Raw genomic sequence first — 18,846 nt, 5'->3', positions numbered from 1 at the left:
TACAGGGTGTAAAATACACGCTTTGGATGGGAATGCTCATCGATGAATTTGCGCTACGAAAAAATTCTTGGATGTGGGGTTTCATGCTCTCCAGATGCTCGGTTTCTGCTTGAGGTTATTGCAGCAGATCCGGCCTCTCAGGATGGGCTGGCTGTGAAGCCGCTGGCAAAGTGGCTCCATCTGGACGAGAAGGTCGTTTTGTCAGCGTTCAGTGAGCTTGTGGAGTTGGGTGTCTTCGAGCGTCTGGTTGGTGCTCGGTTAGGGCGTGGTGGACGGGCACCAATCAGCTATAGGCTGCTTCCAGGTAAGCGGGGCGCATTGGCGGATGAGCCATATCTCCGGCACGGTGAGTTGTTGCGTGCGATTTTTTCAGGGGCGGACTTAGCGTTTCCTGTTTTAAGGCTTAAGCCAGTCAATGGAGCAAGTTCCACGGCATCTAAGAGAGGAGCGCGCCAACCCCCTGGCGGTCGTGGAAGATTAAGTCTCCGTAACCGTGTGCTGTTTGCTGTTTTGCTTTCGCGTGCGGATCAGTTTGGTGAGGTTCAACTTGGGCTGCCGGAGCTTAGCCAGCTTTCAGGAATGCAGATCGAGCAGGTGAAAAACCGTCTGCACCGGCTGATGACCCTTGGGCTAATTCGGCGGCATATTTCAGGTCTTTCGAGCAAAGTGTTCGCAACGGGGAGGGTCCACAGCACTTATTTCCTCAATGTCGATGCTGTCAGGGCTCAGGGTGCGATAGCGGTCCACATCGCCTCTGATTCTGACGCAAAAGCAGATGATCACGCGCACACTCTTTGGTTAGCCATTGATGAGCATCTTGCTGGTGGTAGATCGAGAAATGCTAATAAAATGTCTGCCAGCATTCTGGAGTTCTTCTCTTCGGCTGGGCGCAGCCGACGCCCATTTTTTTATCTGCAGCATCTGCTTTATCGATACGCGTCTTGGCTTGTCTCTAGCCACTGGAAAGATCTGGCCGAGGGCAAGGTGGTTAACGATTTAGTTTTGCGGGAGCTGATTGCGAAAGACTTTTTCCGAGAGCCTGTCCCTGATCGATTGGGTGAGTTGGCAACTGAGACTTCTGGTGAGGTCAGCGGAAAATCTCCGGATGCGCGTCTGGCTAGGAGAGGGGGGATTGATTTTGGTGAGGTGTGTGAGCGTATCTATTCGTGGGCTTTAGAAATTGCACATGAATGCAGGACACGGTTTGGACAAGTGTCTGAGGTGGATTTCTCTGCCGCTCAAATTCGAATCCTTCCGGTGTCGGACGACCTCGGATACAAAGCACTCACGATTCTGTATCAACCAGTCCCTGAAGGGGTAGGCCGTTTTGCGGTGTTTGAGGCGTCGGCCCGAGGTGCGCTGAAACGATTGCCTGCAAGAAACGACACTGAGTTGGCTCTGCAGAACCGAATGGACTTCGGATTGGTTACCTTACCACGCAAGGTAAGAAGAGCCCGGGCACAGTAAAAAAAACCATTTTTTGCCAATCCTCTGAACGAACACGAGGAGCCCGTTCATGAGGATCATCCGTCTGAAAGAAGTCATCGATTCGACCGGCTTGGCACGGTCGACCATCTACAAGTACATCGGGGAGGGTACCTTCCCGAAGCCCGTCTCGCTGGGTGACCGTTGTGTCGGTTGGGTAGACAGCGAGGTGCACGACTGGATCCTGGCTAGAATCGAAGAGCGTGATTCGGCTGAGGACACTCCTGTCCGATTGGGTCGCCTGGGTGTGGTTGGTTAAACACTAAATATCTGCGCCATGACCGGCGTTAGTCGGTCATGGCGTCTATGCCGGCTGGGTGGAGTCGAGTCTTGGAATCAGCTAATTCCCACAGTGCTCCACCTGGAAGAACGCTCGGCAGGCAAGGTGATGTTGCTCCCCATCACCTTGCCTTGCTGGGGAGAGCGATCCTTCGTTGAGCTGGTTTTATTTATATAGGGATAGGTCTACAGACCCACTGGATTTACCCCTATCAAACCGGACTCGTTCACCCACGCTTGGAGACTCCCACGTCTGCATAGATCACCTTCGAATGGACTCCACGTGAGCCTATCCCACCCGAATAGGGTTCACCTACTAAGCACAGTCTTCATCCAGCCATCATCACTCATGAGTCAGCAGTCAATGGTCTTGGCGATAGCCACCATCAGCCAGTCCTTTCTCGATAAATAAATACTCAGCCAGTACCTGGTATGCGATCACAAACCAATCAGGTACTCATCATGAGCAAACGTACTTCCACCTATCTCTCCCAATCCGATATCTCCATCCGTATCGAGCGTTTCGTAAGGGCTGTCGAATCCTCCAGCAGTCCTGCCTACGAGACCATTCGTACACGCTCAGGGCAGGAGCGAATGCAACCCACCAACCTGTCCAGCCACTTCGAGCACATGCAGTCGATGGTCGACTTCTTCGATGATCGATGCTCGTACAGCTACAGCGAGCATCTGCAGGTATTCCTGCAGGCTTGCCAGGACATCGGTTTGGACAGGGACCTGGTTTGCCCGCATGGTCAGGGCTATCTGAGCTATCACCAGAGCATGAATGCCTTGGTCGACAGGATCCGTGAGCTCACCAAAGCCCCGTGGTATCGACGCAGAAAGAACGACCGTACCCATCAAGCCAAGCAGCAACAGATCGACGTCGCTGAGTACGCCGACTGGGTGCTGAATCTCTGCGCACGTACGGTGGTGGTACGGGTGGATCTGCATTACCGGGCAGTGGTGCAGAGCAGGCTGCGAGTCGAGCAGGTGTTTGACGACCTGGAGGCGCTCACGAGGGCTCGGGAGCGTAATCCGATCTTCCAGCACGAGACGGGATACATCTGCTCGGTGGAGCAGGGGGAGGAGAGGGGCATTCACATCCATGCCGCCTTCTTCTTCACCGGAGAGCACGTCTGGAGTGACCGCTACAAGGCTCAGCAGATCGGCGAGTTGTGGGTGGAAATCACGAGAGGGCAGGGCTACTACCACAGCTGCAATGAGGACAAGGAGAGCTATGGGGATGCCTGTGGGGTGGGCGTGGTGCGTCGAGGGGATGCGCACATGCGGACCAATGTCATCGAGGCGATGCGCTACCTGGCGAAGGACGGCCAGCATCTGCGGATGAGGCCTGCAAGGGCTCGTTGCTTCCGCGTGGGACGACGGCAGAAGTTGTTCCGTGGCATCCGGTAGGGCGGGGTAGGTTTCAGGCCGACTCAGTAGAAAAAACCAATCCGGCACCTGGTATGAAACCCAACAACCAGGTGCCGTGCCATGATCAACTTTTCTTATCCCCAGCCACGCCAACTGTCTCAAGCTGATGCTTCCATGATGATTGATTACTTCGTGGAACACATCGAACTCTCTAGTGAGCCTGCGTTCATCATCACGACTAGCCGCTCTGGGGAGGAGCGCGCCGTAGCCACTTCGGTTGGACAATTCCTCGTGGATCTCCAACCGATGTATGACTTCGCGATCTCTACGGACGGCCACGCAGTCAGCGAAAAGCTACGGGTTTTTCGGGAGGCTTGCCAGGACGTCGGCATTGAGTTCAGTCCGTTGGTAGGCATCACCTGCCTGGACGAGAGTGAAAGCCGTTACCTCAGCGAGGTGGAGACGTTCAATTGGCTCGTGGATCGAATCCGTGAGAGAGCCTGTGGTAAGCGCTACCTGCGTGAGCGGTACGACTGCCGTTACCGGACCGAGAAGAACCAGGTGGCGGTTTTCAACTATGCGAAGGCAGTACTGGAAAAACGTTCTCGAACGGTGATCGTGCGGATCGACTTCTCGTATCTCGGTGGTGCTTTGGTGGATGTGCAGGTGAAGCAGCTCTTTGAAGATCTGAGGCGCTTCATGCTCCAAAGGAGGGGTAGCTCGATCTTCAAGCATGAGGTAGGGCACACCTACTTGGTGGGGCAGGATGCGGACAAGGGATACCTCATCCGTACGACGTTCTTCTTCGATGGTACCTACGTCAAAAGCGACTGGAACAAGGCGAGAAGCATCGGCGAGTTCTGGAGCGGGGTGACTCAAGGCCGAGGAGGCTACTTCAGTTCGAACCATGACATGAGCCGCTACTGGGGCGAGCTGGGTGTTGGAGTATTCGATCATCCCGATGAAAGAGCCATCGTCAACATCGCTCATGCAATACGTCGTCTATCAGGCTTCGCAAAGCCTCTTCGTATTAAGCCAGTAGGCGCCAGGTGCTTCCATCTGGGAGCGGTTCGATAGTTTGGGATGATGGTCGAGCTCCCGACTTTCAGTAGGGCGGGGCGAGTTCTACATATCTGGTTTAGGTCCCGTCGCCTAGCTGCCCCATGCGCAATTGCACTTACTTGACCACCTGATTGCATTCGACTTGACCAAGCACTTGCATCGGATCTGACGCATCACACCGCATGGCCATGGCCGACAGGGAACGAGCACAACCCATAGCGGACGGTCAGAGGGCGATGTCCGGGTATCGACGAGGGTCTCTGGGCGAACCGCTCGGCGAACCAAGCTCCAGGCGCCAGTAGCCTACGTCGTGCCATTGGCCCAGCTTGAAGCCGACTTGCGGGAAGGTGCCGATGTGCCGGAATCCCAGCAGCTCATGCAGGCCGACGCTACCGGCGTTGGGCAGCGCAATGCCGGCATAGGCCGCGTTGAATCCCTGTTTGGTAAGGATCGGAAGCAGTTCCGCGTAGAGTCTGCGGCCAACACCAGAGCGACGCTCGCTCTCCGCGATGTAGACGGTGACATCCACTGCCCATCGATACGCGGCACGCGCCCGGTGCTGGCTGGCGTAGGCGTACCCAACCAGGCGCCCATCGCGCATTGCGACGAGGTACGGATAGGTCTGCAGAGTCGTGACGATCCTTTGCCGCATCTCCTCAATGGTCGGCGGTATTTCCTCGAAGGAGATTGCCGTGCCTGCCACTATCGGGGCGTAGATAGCCTGGATCGCAGGAGCATCTTCGGGGCGTGCTTCTCTGATTTCGATGGGCATGGCGACCTCAGATGGAGCGCTGATTGACGCGGGTGGAGAGCTGCTCGGCGCTTTCCTTGCGCTCCGAATAGCGATCCACCAGGAACTCCTGACGATCACGCAGCAGCAGGGTGAACTTCACCAGTTCTTCCATGACGTCGACTACACGATCGTAGTACGCCGAAGGCTTCATGCGCCCGGCGTCGTCGAACTCCAGGTAGGCCTTGGGCACCGAGGACTGGTTGGGGATGGTGAACATGCGCATCCAGCGGCCGAGCACGCGCAACTGGTTGACCACATTAAACGACTGCGAGCCGCCGCAGACCTGCATTACCGCTAGCGTCTTGCCCTGCGTGGGGCGGACGGCGCTAAGTGCTAGGGGAATCCAGTCGATCTGCGCCTTGAATACCGCGGACAGTGCGCCGTGGCGTTCGGGGGAGCACCACACCTGGCCTTCCGACCACTGCACCAGGTCACGCAGCTCCTGCACCTTGGGGTGCTCCACGGGGGCGTCGTCAGGCAGCGGCAGGCCGGATGGATCGAAGAGGCGAGTCTCGGCGCCGAAGTGCTCCAGCAGGCGCGCGGCTTCTTCCACCAGCAGCCTGCTGAAGGAGCGCTCGCGGGTCGATCCGTACAGCAGCAGGATGCGCGGTTTGTGTTCGCTGGCGCGGGGCGTCGGCGGCGGCGCGTCGAACAGCGAAAGGTCGAGGTTGGGCAGTTGCTCGGACATGTTCTCCTCCTCTTCAGAGCGCGCCGATGCGATCCAGCTCGCGCTTGAGTTCATCTCGGGCGAGGGTATCGAAGGGCAGCGCGAAAAAGGCCTGGCAGCGCCGCTCGATACGGGCCAGCGTGGCGCGGAAGGCGGCATCGATCGAGGCCTCGTCACCCACGACATCGGAAGGGTCTTCCAGTCCCCAGTGGGACTTCAGCGCGGGGCCGAAATAGACTGGGCAGGCTTCGCCGGCGGCTTTGTCGCAGACGGTGATGACGATGTCCGGCGGGTTGCCCGCGAAGGCGTCGTTGCCCTTGCTGCTCAGGCCCTCGGTGGAGATGCCGGCCTGCTGCAGGGTGGTGAGGCTGCGTGGCAGCACCTGTCCCTTGGGGAAGCTGCCGGCGCTGACTGCCTCGAAGCCTGCCGGAGCCAGATGGTTGAACAGCGCTTCGGAAAGGATGCTGCGGCAGCTGTTGGCCGTGCACATGAACAGGACTCGCATGGAAGGCTCCTCCGCTCAACGCGGACGTCAGAGGCCCAGGCGCAGCGCCAGGGCCGAAAGGGTGATCAACAGCACAGGCAAGGTCAGGAGAGTGCCGACCCTAAAGTAGTAGACCCAGGTGATGCGCATGCCCTTGCGCTCCAGCACGTGCAGCCAGAGCAATGTGGCGAGGCTGCCGATGGGCGTGATCTTCGGGCCGAGGTCGCAGCCAATCACGTTGGCGTAGATCATCGCCTCGCGCACCAACCCCTCCGCACTACTGGCCTGGATCGACAAGGCGCCGACCAGCACGCTGGGCATGTTGTTCATCACCGAGGACAGCAGCGCCGAGAGCAGGCCGGTGCCGATGGCAGCGCTCCACAGTCCCTGCTCGGCAAGCCGGTCGAGCAGGTGGGTGAGGATGTCCGTGAGACCGGCGTTCTTCAGGCCGTAGACCACCAGGTACATACCCAGGGAGAACACCACCACCTGCCAGGGCGCTTCGCGCAGCACGCGACGGGTGGAGATGCGGTGGCCGTGGGCGGCGACGGCGAAGAGGATCGCTGCACAGACAGCGGCCACGACACTGACCGGGATGCCCAGCGGCTCCAGGGCGAACAGGCCGACCAGTAAGACCAGCAGCGTCCACCAGCCGACGATGAAGGTGGCGCGGTCGTGAATGGCGGCTTTGGGTTCCTTCAGCGCATCGAGGGCATACTGCCTCGGGATATCCCGGCGGAAGAACAGGAACAGCACCAGCAATGTCGCGGCCACGCTGGCGAGGTATACCGGCACCATTATCGACGCGTACTCGGCGAAGCCCAGCCCGAAGTAGTCGGCCGAGACGATGTTCACCAGGTTGGAAACCACCAGCGGCAGACTCGCGGTATCGGCGATAAAACCGGCTGCCATTACGAATGCCAGAGTCGCAGCCGGCGAGAAGCGCAGCGCGAGCAGCATCGACATGACGATGGGGGTGAGGATCAGCGCCGCGCCATCGTTGGCGAACAACGCGGAGACAGCCGCACCGAGCAGCACGCAGAAGGCGAACAAGCGGTAACCGCTGCCGTTTGCCCAGCGCGCCACGTGTAGCGCGGCCCACTCGAAGAAGCCGGCCTCATCCAGTAGCAGGCTGATGATGATGACGGCGATGAAGGTGGCGGTGGCATTCCAGACGATGGCCCACACGGTTGGGATGTCGTGCAGGGAAACCGTGCCGGCGGCCAGGGCGATGATCGCGCCCAGGGCGGCGCTCCAGCCGACTCCGAGGTCCTTGGGCTGCCAGATGACCAGAATGAGGGTGAAGACGAAGACAGCAACGGCGACCAGCATGGGAGGACTTGCTCGGCGGTGATCAGCAGCAGGCGGCGTCACGGACGGGGCGGCCGTCCATGTTCTGCAGGCGGAGGGTGTTGTCGGCCAACCATTGCGCGTTGGCCAGCAGGGTTACCTGCAGCATTTCGTGTACCCAGGCGGGTAGCTCGGGGTTGAGGCGGTAGTACACCCACTGGCCCTGACGGCGATCCAGCAGCAGGCCGCTGCTGCGCAGCTGCGCCAGGTGGCGGCTGATCTTCGGCTGGCTGTCGTCCAGGGCACACATCAGTTCGCAGACGCAGAGTTCGCCCAGGCTGGCGATGAGTAGGGTCGCTCGGGCGCGAGTCTCGTCGGCCAGGCTCTTGAAGACTTCGGGCGGAGTGATCATGGCTTCACCTGAATATATGGAAAATCGAATATACGAATTTCCATATATTTAATGCAAGCTCATTGGACTCGAGCGTCCGTATATGGACCCCTCATTGCAGTCCCCTTCGCTTTCCCCATACTCATCAGGCCAATGCTGACCCGCGTGAAAGGTTGGCTGCAGAGCCGGTCGGAAATGCGTGGAGTGTGGGGCGTAAACGCCCTGGAGGCCGGGCGGCCTCCAGGACGGTGGGGATGTAACTATTTGGCCATGTACCGGTCAATCAACGGACGCAACTCGCGATTGCGCTTGCCGTAGATCAGCAACGTCTGCTGGTAGACCGTCACGTCGGCGCCTGGCAGGGCATGTTCAACGTCGATGACCTCCTCTCGCAACGCTTCCCAGGAAGCGATCACTGCCGCATCCGGCAGGGGACGCTGGCTCTCCGCATGGATCAGATAGCTCAGTGTGGAGGTCAGAAGCTCAAGGGTGTCCTCGACACCTTCCAGTAGCTCCAGGCACTGGTTGTGAGTCATGCCTTGTGCTTCCGCGCCCGGCAAGAGCATGTTGACCTCCGCGTTGACTGTGTGGTGACGACCGTTCTACAGACGCTCCGGCAGGGTATTCGTGGCATCCAGATATGGTTCGTTGCTAAGTAGCTTGGCACGCCAGGCGGGTATCTCGCTCTCATCCACATCCAAGCGCTTGAACCACTGGTCGGCCGACCAGCCGTAGTTCGCCGTCGTGAGAGCAGCCCAGCCTTGCCTGACCTGCTTTGGGTGTATATGTCGACTTCATGTCTGAGGGGTGTGAGTTCGGTATGGGGTCAGGCATTTCTCGAGAACGGAGGCTGAACTGGCTCCAATAAGCGGCGAGACGGTTGTGCTTATCCTCATTCGGAGGGTTGTGCTGATGATGTAAGTGCGCCAGCGCACCGACATTACCAGGTAAGACCGTCAGTCTGAGAGGACCGACAATGGACAATTTCGTGCGTTGCCGGTTCGCTTCAGAGGTCTACATGAAAGCACCCATCGATGGCGAGGAGTTCAGGCAGCTCTCCGACGTGAAGACTGCAGCTGTTGAGTCGAAAGCGCCCGACTTGCCCAAGACGAAGGACGACACCCCTGATTCTGACAAATGGGCTGACCATTCGGCCTTAGATACTCCCCCCGCATGGGGTGCGGCCTTACCCCAGACTGGCAACGATTCGTTCGAATGTCTTGTTGAAGCCAGCCTGCTCGCCAAATGGCGGAGGCGTGTTGATGCCATAAAGGTGATCTGGAGTCGGGAACGCTTCAAACAGGTGATTCAGGTAAAGCAACAGGTTTTGGGTGTGGTGCAGAAGCGCTATTCCATGACTCGCGATGAGGCCAATCGGATGGCGCAGAAGCTTTTCAGTCGGGACTGATCCTGAACTGTACCCAGCGCCGCTTTGCTTCCTATCGAGCGTTCACCCGAATCGAGGCGTCAGTATTTGCACCGTCATGGCTGACCCTGCCTTTTGTTGAAGGGGCCAAGGCTTTTGCCACGGACCCGGAGTCCTGCCTATGACATCGTTTTTTCGACGGGCCTTTGTCCGTAGCCGTTCATTCCCTCCCTGGGACAGCCTGACCCCTGTGCGCGAAGAACTGTTCGGCGTCGAGCGACTCGAACAGCATGCTCAAAGCCTGGCCCTTGCCCAGCAGGTGACTGAGCATCCGCCGTCGGTGCTGCCTCTGCATGTTCGGATGAACGACAACGCCGCTGTCCTGCTGGCGGCCTACCGGGCCAGTGCCGCCGAACTGGAGAGTGGTCATGCGGTGGTGCCCGCCGCCGAATGGTTGCTGGACAATTACCACATCGTCGAAGAGCAGATCCGCGAGATCCACGATGACCTGCCGCCGGGCTACTATCGGCAACTCCCCAAGCTCGCCGAGGGGCCGTTCGCCGGCTACCCGAGAGTTTTCGGGCTGGCCTGGGCCTTCGTCGCACATACCGACAGCCACCTGGACGTGGATCTGCTGCGGCGCTTCATCACTGCCTACCAGCACGTCCAGCCGCTGACCATCGGCGAGCTGTGGGCGGTGGCGATCACCTTGCGCATCGTGCTGATCGAGAACCTGCGACGGCTCGCCGAACAGATCGGCAGCGGCCGGGAGACCCGGGCCGACGCCGATGCGCTGGCCGACCGCCTGCTGGTAGCCGGGTGCGCCCGTTCGGCGCTGGATGCGGACATCGCTCAGCGTCCGCGGGGGCCGCTGTCCGAGCTGTTCGCCGCGCAGTTGGCCAAGCGCCTGCGCGACCAGGACCCGCGTACGACCCCCACGCTCGGCTGGCTGGAGGAGCGCTTGCGCGAGCAGGGCACCACGGTCGAAGAGGTGGTGCAACACGCGCAGCAACGCCAGGGTGCTTCGAACGTTACGGTACGCAACGTGATCACCAGCATGCGGCTGATTTCCGACATCGACTGGGCCCGGCTGTTCGAGAGCGTCAGCCTGGTGGATGCGCATCTGCGTGCCGGCAGTGCCTTTGCTGCCATGGATTTCCCAACCCGCAACCTCTATCGCAACGCCATCGAGCAATTGGCACGAGGCTGCAGGCTCAGTGAACTGCAAGTGGTCGATCAGGTACTGGAGGCCACCCACCGGGCTGCCCATGACGGACAGGAAGGTGTCGAGGCCCGCCGCGCCGCCGATCCGGGCTTTCACCTGATTGCCGAGGGGCGTCCGGCGCTGGAACGTGCCATCGCGTTCCGCGCGCCGTTGCGTCTGTGCCTGAGTCGCTTCAACGTACGCCTGGGCATAGGCGGCTACATCGGCGCCATCCTGCTGCTCAGCGCCCTGTTGCTGGTGCTGGCGGCGCAGCTCCTATACCGCCCGGCACTCCCCTGGGGCTGGATACTGGCGTTCCTGCTGTGCCTGTGCGTGCCGGTGACCGAGGCGGCAACCGCCCTGATCAACCGCCTGGTCACCTGGAGCTTCGGCGCCATAACCCTGCCGGCGTTGGAACTGTTGGGCGGCGTACCGCAGGCTTTGCGTACGCTGGTCGCCGTACCGACGCTGCTGACCAGCGAGGCCGACTTGCTGGAGCAGATTGAGCGTCTGGAGGTGCACCATCTGGCGGGCATCGGCGGCGACCTGGCGTTCGTCCTGCTGCTGGATGGGGTCGATGCGCAACAGGAGGTACTGGACAGCGATGGGCCTTTGCTCGCGGTGGCGGCCGAGGCGATTGAGCGCCTGAACCGACGCTATGGCCCCGGCCCCGACGGCCAGCGCTTCTTTCTGCTCTACCGGAGTCGGCGCTTCAATGCCGCCGAGAACTGCTGGATGGGCTGGGAGCGCAAGCGCGGCAAGCTGCATGAGCTGAACCGCCTGCTGCGTGGCGCAACCGATACCAGCTTCCTGCCGGTCGCCGGGGAGCCGCCACGGGTCCCGTCCCACGTGCAACTGGTCATCACCCTCGACGCCGATACCCGCCTGCCACGGGAGGCGGCGATACGCCTGATCGGCAAGATGGCCCATCCGTTGAACCGGCCGCGCTTCGACGCGGCGCTGCAACGCGTAGTCAACGGCCACGCGGTGCTCCAGCCTCGGGTGACGCCGTCGCTGCCGATAGGCGGCGAGGGCTCGCTGTACCAGCGTGTGTTCTCTGGCCCCGCCGGCATGGACCCATACGCGGCGGCCGTATCGGACGTCTATCAGGACCTGTTCGGCGAGGGTTCCTATACCGGCAAGGGTATCTATGACGTGGATGCCTTCGAGGCCTCGCTGGCCGGCCGGGTAGGGGATAATCGCCTGCTCAGCCACGACCTATTCGAAGGCATCTTCGCCCGCGCGGGGCTGGCCTCGGACGTCGAGGTGGTCGAGGAGTCGCCGTCGCGCTTCGACGTGGCTAGTAAGCGCATGCACCGTTGGACCCGCGGCGACTGGCAACTGCTGCCCTGGATGCTCGGGCACTGGACGGGACCGCATGCGGTCCCGCTGATCGGCCGCTGCAAGATGCTCGACAACCTGCGTCGCTCGCTGGTCTCACCCTTCGCCTTAGCTAGCCTGCTGCTCTGCTGGTGGCTGCCGCTTCCCCTGGCGCTGCTCGCCACACTGCTGGTGCTGGTCACCCAGGTGATCCCTTCTTTGCTACCGATCGCCTGCGCGCTGTTGCCGGCACGCAGGGCGATCTGCCTGCGCAGTCACTTCGCCATGCTCGGGGCCGACCTACGCCGTACCGCGCTGCAGATGCTTCTGTCGCTGGCCTTTCTGCCCAACCAGGCATGGAGCATGGGCGATGCTATTGTCCGTACCCTGTGGCGAACGTATGTCAGCCAACGGCACCTGCTGGAGTGGACCACGGCCGCGCAGTCGTCGAGCCGGCCAATGCCCGGTTGGTGCGGCAGCTACCGGCAGATGGCAGCGGGCACCACGCTGGCATTGCTGGCGGGGCTCACCGGGCTAGCCCTGGTGCCGACGAACTGGCCGTTGGTTCTGCCGCTGACGCTGCTCTGGCTGGGCGCACCGGTTCTCGCCTGGTACAGCAGCCGGCCAACCCGTATGGCCCGGCGGCTGAGCCTGTCGCTGGAGGACGCCGAGGCCCTGCGCTTGACTGCCCGGCGTACTTGGCGTTTCTTCGAGACTTTCGTTACCCCGGCGGACAACCTGCTGCCGCCGGACAATTTCCAGGAGCAGCCTAAGCCGGTACTGGCGCACCGCACCTCGCCGACCAACATCGGCCTCTACCTGCTCTCAACGGTGGCCGCGCGCGATTTCGGCTGGGCTGGCGCCCACGAGACGCTGGCGCGTTTGGAGGGCACCCTGGCGGTGCTGGAGAAACTACCGCGCAGCCACGGCCATTTCTTCAACTGGTACGGCACCCGAGACCTGCGCATCCTTGATCCGATGTACCTGTCCTCGGTAGACAGCGGCAACCTCGCCGGGCACCTGATCGTGCTCGCCAATGCCTGCGAGCAATGGTGCGACCAGCCAACGGTGGCCCAGGCGCGTCAGGGCCTGCTGGATGACCTGCAACTGGCGCTACAGGTCACCAATGGCATCGCTGGGCAGCCGCTGGTCGGTGGAGAGCCGTTGCGGCAATTGCAGGCCGAGCTGGAAGAAATCCACGTTGCCCTGAGCGGTCCGCAGGCGCTCGATGTGCTGCTGCCGAGCCTCGGGCGCCTGGCCGAGAAGGCTGCCAAGGCGGCCGGTTGCCTGGTGCCGACTGGGGAAGAGGGCGCTGTGAGCGACCTGCTGTACTGGATCGAGGCCCTGCGCAAGGCCTTGGTCGAGCACAGCCGCGATCGTCTGCCGGTCTATCGGGACGCTCTGGCGGAGCGCCTGCAGGCCGCGGCCGACACTGCCCGACGGCTGGCGCTGGAGATGGACTTCGGCTTCCTGCTCAACCCGGAACGCAAGCTACTGTCGATCGGCTATTCCGTGGACGACAATCGCCTCGACCCGAGTTGCTACGACCTGCTGGCCTCCGAGGCGCGCCTTGCCAGCCTGTTCGCTATCGCCAAGGGCGACCTACCGACCCGCCACTGGTTCCATCTGGGCCGTACCGCGACGCCAGTGGCCGGTGGTTCGGCGTTGATCTCCTGGTCCGGCTCGATGTTCGAGTACCTGATGCCATCGCTGGTCATGCGCGCACCGGCCGGCAGCTTGCTGGAGCGGAGCAATTGGTGCGTGGTGGCGCAGCAGCAGGCCTATGGCACCACCCTGGGCATCCCCTGGGGCATTTCGGAGTCGGCATACAACGCTCGCGACCTGGAGTTCACCTACCAGTATTCGAATTTCGGCGTGCCGGGGCTTGGCCTCAAGCGTGGGCTGGCCGAGAACGTGGTAGTCGCACCCTATGCCACGGCACTGGCGGCGATGGTCGACCCGCAGGCGGCACAGCGCAATTTCGAACGACTGTCTGATATCGGTGCGCTCGGCCGCTACGGCTACTACGAAGCGCTGGATTTCACCCGTTCGCGGTTGCAGGACGAGGAAAGCGTGGCGATCGTGCGAAGCTTCATGGCCCACCATCAGGGCATGAGCATCGTCGCCATCGCCAATGCTCTGCAGGACGGGTGCATGCGTAGCCGCCTGCACCGCGAGCCGATGATCCAGGCCAGTGAGCTGCTGTTGCAGGAGCGCGTGCCGCGCGATGTGGCGCTGGCCCATCCGCGCGCTGAGGAGGTCACGGTGTCGGCCAGCGAGGGCCGTGGCGAGGTGTCGACGCTGCGCCGTGTCGAGGCTGCGCTCGGCGGACCGCCCATTACCCATCTGCTCTCCAACGGCCGCTACGCGCTGATGCTCACCGCCACCGGTGGCGGCTACAGCCGTTGGGGCGATATCGCCGTGACCCGCTGGCGCGAGGATGCCACCCGCGACGACTGGGGCAGCTTCATCTTCCTGCGCGACATGCAGAGCGGGGCGCTGTGGTCGCCAACCATGCAGCCCAGCGGGCAGGCGGTGGAGAACGGCGAGGTGCTGTTCGACGAGGACCACGCCGAGTTCATCCAGCGCGACGCTTCGCTGGTGACCACCCTCGATGTACTGGTGTCCGGCGAGGACGACGGCGAGGTGAGACGGGTTTCGCTGACCAACCACGGTCGCCGCCCGCGGGAAATCGAGCTGACTTCCTATGCCGAGGTGGTGCTCGCGACCCCGGCCGCCGATGCTGCCCACCCTGTGTTCTCGCGGATGTTCGTGCAGACCGAGTACCTCGCCGAGTTCGGCGCGCTGATGGCTACCCGCCGTCCGCGCTCGCCTGGTGATAAGCCGGTGTGGGCGGCGCATTTCACCGTGGTCGAGGGCGAGCTGACCGCTGAGCCGCAGTACGAGTCCGACCGCGCCCGCTTCCTCGGCAGAGGCCGCAGCTTGCGCGAAGCGCAGGCGATCCACTCGCACCGGCCGCTGTCGAATAGCCAGGGCAGTGTTCTCGACCCGATCTTCGCGCTGCGCCAGCGCCTGCGGGTGGCGCCGGGCAAGGTCGCGCGGGTGGCGTTCTGGACCCTGGTGGCGGGCTCCCGCGAGGCGCTGCTGGACCTGATCGACAAGCATCACGAGCGCAGCGCTTTCGAACGCGCCAAGACCCTGGCCTGGACCCAGGCCCAGGTAGAGCTGCGCGACCTCGGCATCGACGTCGAGGAAGCCGCGGACTTCCAGCGCCTGGCTGCGCCCATCCTGTACGCCGACCGGCGTTTCCGCGCGCCGCCCGAGGCGCTCCGGCGCGGCGCCGGGCGCCAGTCGGGGCTGTGGCCGCTAGCGATTTCCGGCGACCTGCCGATCGTCCTGTTGCGCATCGACGAGATCGAGGATCTGGCACTGGTGCGGCAATTGCTGCGTGCCCGCGAATACTGGCGCATGAAGGGCCTGGACATCGACCTGGTGATTGTCAACGAACGCGCCTCGTCCTATGTGCAGGACCTGCAGGTGGCCATCGAGACCGCCGTGCGCAGCAGCCCGTCGCGTCCGCGTGCCAACGGTCAGGCCCTGCGCGGTGGCGTGTATACCCTGCGCGCCGACCTGATGACGCTGGAAGCGCGGGAGCTGCTGCAATCGGTGGCGCGGGTCAGCCTGCCGGCACGGCGCGGCTTGATCGCAGCACAGCTCAGCCACCTGCCGCCGGCCGAGCTGCGCGTGCCACCGACCAGGCATGCGCAGGCAATCGCCCCGGTCTTGCCGGCGGCCGCCGGTGAAAACGGCGAGCGGCCGGAGTTCTTCAACGGCCTGGGCGGTTTCGACCGCGACGGCCGGGAGTACCGAATCGACCTGGACGGCGAGCGCACCACCCCGGCGCCATGGATCAACGTAGTCGCTAACCCGGCTTTCGGCTTCCAGGTCTCGGCCGAGGGCAGTGGCTACACCTGGGCCGGCAACAGCCGGGACAACCAGCTCAGCCCTTGGTCCAACGACCCGGTCGTCGATCCGCCGGGCGAGGCCTTCTACATCCGCGACGAGGAGAGCCGGGCGCTGTGGAGTGTCACCGCGCAGCCGATCCGCGATGGAGGGGTCTACCATTGTGTACACGGCTTCGGTTACAGCCGCTTCAGCCATTGCGCCCACGGCATCGAGGCGGAACTGCTGCAGTACGTACCGCTGGACGATCCGCTGAAAATCTCCCGGCTGACCCTGCGCAACACCTCCGGACGCACGCGCCGGCTCTCGGTCACGGCGTACGTGGAGTGGGTGCTAGGGACCGCGCGCGGGTCGTCGGCGCCGTTCATCCAGACCGAGGTGGATGCCGCCAGCGGCGCGTTGCTGGCGCGCAACCCCTGGAGTATCGCCTTTGCCGACCCGCTAGCCTTCGCCGACCTCGGCGGCCGGCAGAGCGCCTGGAGCGCCAACCGCAGCGAGTTCATCGGCTATACCGGCAGCCTGGCGGCGCCACAGGCGCTGCTGGGCTCTGTGCCATTGACCGGGGCCTGCGGCTCCGGGCTCGATCCCTGCGCGGCCCTGCAGTGCGTGGTCGAACTGGCTGCCGGCGAGTCGGTCGAGGTGCTGGGCCTGCTAGGCCAGGCCAGTTCAGCCGGTGAGGTGCGCGAACTGCTCCAGCGTTACCGCGTGGCCGACCTGGATGCGCTGCTCGCGTCGGTGATCGCGCACTGGGAAGGGCTGCTCGGCGCGGTCCGGGTGCGCACACCGGATCGCGCCATGGACCTCATGCTCAATGGCTGGCTGCTGTACCAGACCCTGGCCTGCCGCATCCATGCGCGCTCGGCGTTCTACCAGGCCAGCGGCGCCTATGGCTTCCGTGACCAGCTGCAGGACTGCCTGGCGCTGTCGTTCGCCTGCCCGGCGGAAACCCGCCGCCATCTGCTACGCGTCGCCGGCCGGCAATTCGTCGAGGGCGACGTGCAGCACTGGTGGCTGCCGCAGACGGGGCAGGGCGTGCGTACGCGGATCTCCGACGACCGGGTCTGGCTGGCCTATGCCTGTGCCAGCTACATCGAGACTTCGGGCGACAGTGCTGTACTGGATGAGTCGGTAGCCTTCATCGAAGGGCCGCAACTGCACCCCGGCGAGAGCGATGCGTTCTTCCAGCCGCTGCCGGCGGAGGAGAGCGCCTCGCTGTTCGAGCACTGCGCCCGCGCCCTCGACCAGTGCTTGGAACTGACCGGCGCCCACGGCCTGCCGCTGATCGGAGGCGGTGACTGGAACGACGGTATGAACCGCGTCGGCGCAGGTGGCCAGGGCGAGAGCGTCTGGCTGGGCTGGCTGCTTCTGCATACCTTGGAGCGCTTCGCCGCCCTGGCCGATGGCCGTGACGACGAACGTGCCGAGCGCTGGCGCGAACATGCGGGGGGGCTGCAGCACGCCCTGGAGCGCGACGCCTGGGATGGCGAGTGGTATCGCCGGGCGACCTTCGACGACGGCGCCTGGCTAGGTACGGCAGCCGGAGAGGAATGTCGGATCGACGCCATCGCCCAGTCCTGGGCGGTGCTCTCCGGCGGCGCCGACCCGGTACGCGCGGCCATCGCCATGGATGCCCTGGAGCGCTGGCTGATCCGCCAGGAAGACGGCCTGGCGTTACTGTTCACCCCACCCTTCGACCACACGCAGCGTGACCCCGGCTACATCAAGGGCTATCCGCCGGGCGTGCGCGAGAACGGCGGGCAATACACCCACGCGGCGATGTGGAATATCCTCGCGCTGGCGCGCCTGGGGGAGGGCGACAAGGCCGCCAGGCTGTTCGCGCTGCTCAACCCGATCAACCATGCGCTTACGCCGGATGCAGTGCAGCGCTACAAGGTCGAACCCTATGTGGTCGCCGCCGATGTCTATTCTGTCGCCCCGCACATCGGGCGGGGTGGCTGGAGCTGGTACACCGGCTCCGCCGCCTGGATGTACCGGGCAGGCGTGGAGGGCATTCTCGGTTTGCGCCGGGAGGGCGCGAACTTGGTCATGGACCCGTGCATCCCGAGGGACTGGCCGGGCTTCGAGGCCATTGTTTCGCTGGAAGGCTGCCGCTACGAGATCAGCCTGGTGTCCGCCGGACTGCGCTGTCGGGGAATACAGCGGGCGCTGCTCGACGACAGGCCGCTGCTTTGCGATGAGGGCACGATACGCGTCCGGCTGGAGACGGGCGAGCACCATCTACAACTGTTCCTTTGACAGCGCTTCGTTGAGGCGGGCGGCCTGGCGTCTTTCCTCGGGCGTCTGGCCATTGCCATGGGGCCGTTCGTACGCCGGCCCGACACCGGCGTAGACCACGCCTGGCTGTGCCGCCAGGGACGCGGCGACGGCGGCCGGGTTCATGCTGTCGACCATCGCGCTGGGAATCAGGATGGTCGTGCCGCGTTCCTTGGTGGTCTCGTAGATGATGTTCATCGCCCGTAACTGCAGGGCCGAGGGCTGGGTGGCATAGACCTTGGCGGCCTCGACGAAGCGCCCGGCGATTTCCGCCTCGGCCGAGCCGAGGATGATCCGCGCCTGCTTCTCGCGTTCGGCCTGGGCCTGGCGCGACATGGCATCCTGCAAGGCTTCCGGGATGGCCACGTCGCGGATTTCCACCGAGGTGACGGTCACGCCCCATTCCAGGGTCTTTTCGCCGATCTCTCGGCACAGCTGCCGGTCGGAGCTGCGGCGGTCGGAAAGCAATGCGGCGAGCATCGACGAACCGATCATCTCGCGCAGCGAGGTCTGCGCCACGCGGTCGATGGCCTGGCGGTAATCGGTGATTGCCAGCGCGGCTTTGCGGGCGTCATGCACGTGCCAGAAGATGATGGCGTCAACGTTCACTGGCACGGTATCGCGGGTCAGCGCCTGTTCGGCGTTGAAGGCGGTGGTCTGGATGCGCTCGTCGATCACCGCGACCACGCTGTCCAGCACCGGAACGATGACGAACAGGCCCGGGCCGTGGACACCCTGCAGCTTGCCGGCGCGCAGCACCACGAATTTCTGCCAGGTATTGGCCATCTTCAGTGCCTGCGAGACCACCAGGGCGCTGGCCAGCAGGGCGATGCCGGCCGCCAGGTGGTCGTTGTAGAAGAGCACGGCGCCGATGGCCGTGAGTACGGTGACGATGAACAGGGTGATGGGGTTCATGGTGGGACCTCCGACGGT

At 63.2% G+C, this 18,846-nt stretch carries 13 protein-coding genes and 1 pseudogene; 6 read left to right on the top strand and 8 right to left on the bottom strand.

The window, feature by feature from the left end; all coding sequences use genetic code 11:
• The first annotated feature begins 42 nt into the window (after window positions 1–42).
• From IG194_RS08820 to IG194_RS08805, 4 genes are all read left to right on the top strand, one after another.
• Window positions 43–1,467 (top strand): hypothetical protein, encoded by a 1,425-nt coding sequence (locus tag IG194_RS08820; RefSeq protein ID WP_141679852.1) that lies wholly within the window; start codon window positions 43–45, stop codon window positions 1,465–1,467.
• Window positions 1,468–1,516: 49 nt separating this feature from the next.
• Window positions 1,517–1,744 (top strand): helix-turn-helix transcriptional regulator, encoded by a 228-nt coding sequence (locus IG194_RS08815; protein WP_058487474.1) that lies wholly within the window; start codon window positions 1,517–1,519, stop codon window positions 1,742–1,744.
• 482 nt (window positions 1,745–2,226) lie between these two features.
• Window positions 2,227–3,177 (top strand): inovirus-type Gp2 protein, encoded by a 951-nt coding sequence (locus IG194_RS08810; protein WP_058487473.1) that lies wholly within the window; start codon window positions 2,227–2,229, stop codon window positions 3,175–3,177.
• 81 nt (window positions 3,178–3,258) lie between these two features.
• Window positions 3,259–4,215 carry a hypothetical protein gene (locus IG194_RS08805; RefSeq protein WP_058487472.1) on the top strand — a complete coding sequence of 319 codons (957 nt, stop codon included), beginning with the start codon at window positions 3,259–3,261 and terminating at the stop codon, window positions 4,213–4,215.
• Window positions 4,216–4,426: 211 nt separating this feature from the next.
• On the opposite strand, the gene IG194_RS08800 is transcribed toward IG194_RS08805, so the two are convergent.
• From IG194_RS08800 to IG194_RS08770, 7 genes and pseudogenes are all read right to left on the bottom strand, one after another.
• The gene (locus IG194_RS08800) at window positions 4,427–4,972 is read right to left on the bottom strand and encodes an arsinothricin resistance N-acetyltransferase ArsN1 family B (protein ID WP_058487471.1); all 546 of its coding nucleotides are present in this window, start codon (window positions 4,970–4,972) and stop codon (window positions 4,427–4,429) included.
• Between the two features lie 7 nt (window positions 4,973–4,979).
• The gene (arsH, locus tag IG194_RS08795) at window positions 4,980–5,681 is read right to left on the bottom strand and encodes an arsenical resistance protein ArsH (RefSeq protein WP_058487470.1); all 702 of its coding nucleotides are present in this window, start codon (window positions 5,679–5,681) and stop codon (window positions 4,980–4,982) included.
• Between the two features lie 13 nt (window positions 5,682–5,694).
• Window positions 5,695–6,165, bottom strand: a complete 471-nt coding sequence (locus IG194_RS08790) for an arsenate reductase ArsC (RefSeq protein WP_058487469.1) — start codon at window positions 6,163–6,165, stop codon at window positions 5,695–5,697.
• A 27-nt stretch (window positions 6,166–6,192) separates the two neighbouring features.
• A complete protein-coding gene (locus IG194_RS08785) occupies window positions 6,193–7,476 on the bottom strand; it encodes an arsenic transporter (protein WP_058487468.1) in 1,284 nt (427 codons plus the stop codon).
• A gap of 22 nt (window positions 7,477–7,498) precedes the next feature.
• A complete protein-coding gene (locus tag IG194_RS08780) occupies window positions 7,499–7,846 on the bottom strand; it encodes a metalloregulator ArsR/SmtB family transcription factor (protein ID WP_058487467.1) in 348 nt (115 codons plus the stop codon).
• Window positions 7,847–8,085: 239 nt separating this feature from the next.
• A complete protein-coding gene (locus IG194_RS08775; RefSeq protein WP_058487466.1) occupies window positions 8,086–8,391 on the bottom strand; it encodes a hypothetical protein in 306 nt (101 codons plus the stop codon).
• A gap of 36 nt (window positions 8,392–8,427) precedes the next feature.
• Window positions 8,428–8,581, bottom strand: a pseudogene (locus IG194_RS08770) (DUF3396 domain-containing protein); the annotation flags it as partial.
• A gap of 262 nt (window positions 8,582–8,843) precedes the next feature.
• Here IG194_RS08770 and IG194_RS08765 point away from each other — a divergent pair.
• Both IG194_RS08765 and IG194_RS08760 read left to right on the top strand, forming a co-directional pair.
• The gene (locus IG194_RS08765) at window positions 8,844–9,233 is read left to right on the top strand and encodes a hypothetical protein (protein WP_176707192.1); all 390 of its coding nucleotides are present in this window, start codon (window positions 8,844–8,846) and stop codon (window positions 9,231–9,233) included.
• A gap of 208 nt (window positions 9,234–9,441) precedes the next feature.
• Entirely contained in the window at window positions 9,442–17,895 is an 8,454-nt protein-coding gene (locus IG194_RS08760; RefSeq protein WP_225617188.1) for a GH36-type glycosyl hydrolase domain-containing protein, read from the top strand.
• On the opposite strand, the gene IG194_RS08755 is transcribed toward IG194_RS08760, so the two are convergent.
• Entirely contained in the window at window positions 17,878–18,828 is a 951-nt protein-coding gene (locus IG194_RS08755) for a slipin family protein (protein ID WP_082996389.1), read from the bottom strand. The genes IG194_RS08760 and IG194_RS08755 overlap by 18 nt on opposite strands.
• Window positions 18,829–18,846: the final 18 nt, after the last annotated feature.

The sequence above is a fragment of the Pseudomonas sp. ADPe genome (assembly GCF_014843515.1).
In the GTDB taxonomy this organism is placed as follows: Bacteria; Pseudomonadota; Gammaproteobacteria; order Pseudomonadales; family Pseudomonadaceae; genus Pseudomonas; species Pseudomonas citronellolis.
Note: the sequence above shows the minus strand (reverse complement) of the source record. Positions and strands in the feature narration are given on the sequence as shown.

Coding starts and splice junctions, on each gene's coding strand:
- IG194_RS08820 (WP_141679852.1), top strand. CDS start 43: ATGAATTTGCGCTACGAAAAAATTCTTGGATGTGGGGTTTCATGCTCT.
- IG194_RS08815 (WP_058487474.1), top strand. CDS start 1,517: ATGAGGATCATCCGTCTGAAAGAAGTCATCGATTCGACCGGCTTGGCA.
- IG194_RS08810 (WP_058487473.1), top strand. CDS start 2,227: ATGAGCAAACGTACTTCCACCTATCTCTCCCAATCCGATATCTCCATC.
- IG194_RS08805 (WP_058487472.1), top strand. CDS start 3,259: ATGATCAACTTTTCTTATCCCCAGCCACGCCAACTGTCTCAAGCTGAT.
- IG194_RS08800 (WP_058487471.1), bottom strand. CDS start 4,972: ATGCCCATCGAAATCAGAGAAGCACGCCCCGAAGATGCTCCTGCGATC.
- arsH (WP_058487470.1), bottom strand. CDS start 5,681: ATGTCCGAGCAACTGCCCAACCTCGACCTTTCGCTGTTCGACGCGCCG.
- IG194_RS08790 (WP_058487469.1), bottom strand. CDS start 6,165: ATGCGAGTCCTGTTCATGTGCACGGCCAACAGCTGCCGCAGCATCCTT.
- IG194_RS08785 (WP_058487468.1), bottom strand. CDS start 7,476: ATGCTGGTCGCCGTTGCTGTCTTCGTCTTCACCCTCATTCTGGTCATC.
- IG194_RS08780 (WP_058487467.1), bottom strand. CDS start 7,846: ATGATCACTCCGCCCGAAGTCTTCAAGAGCCTGGCCGACGAGACTCGC.
- IG194_RS08775 (WP_058487466.1), bottom strand. CDS start 8,391: ATGCTCTTGCCGGGCGCGGAAGCACAAGGCATGACTCACAACCAGTGC.
- IG194_RS08765 (WP_176707192.1), top strand. CDS start 8,844: ATGAAAGCACCCATCGATGGCGAGGAGTTCAGGCAGCTCTCCGACGTG.
- IG194_RS08755 (WP_082996389.1), bottom strand. CDS start 18,828: ATGAACCCCATCACCCTGTTCATCGTCACCGTACTCACGGCCATCGGC.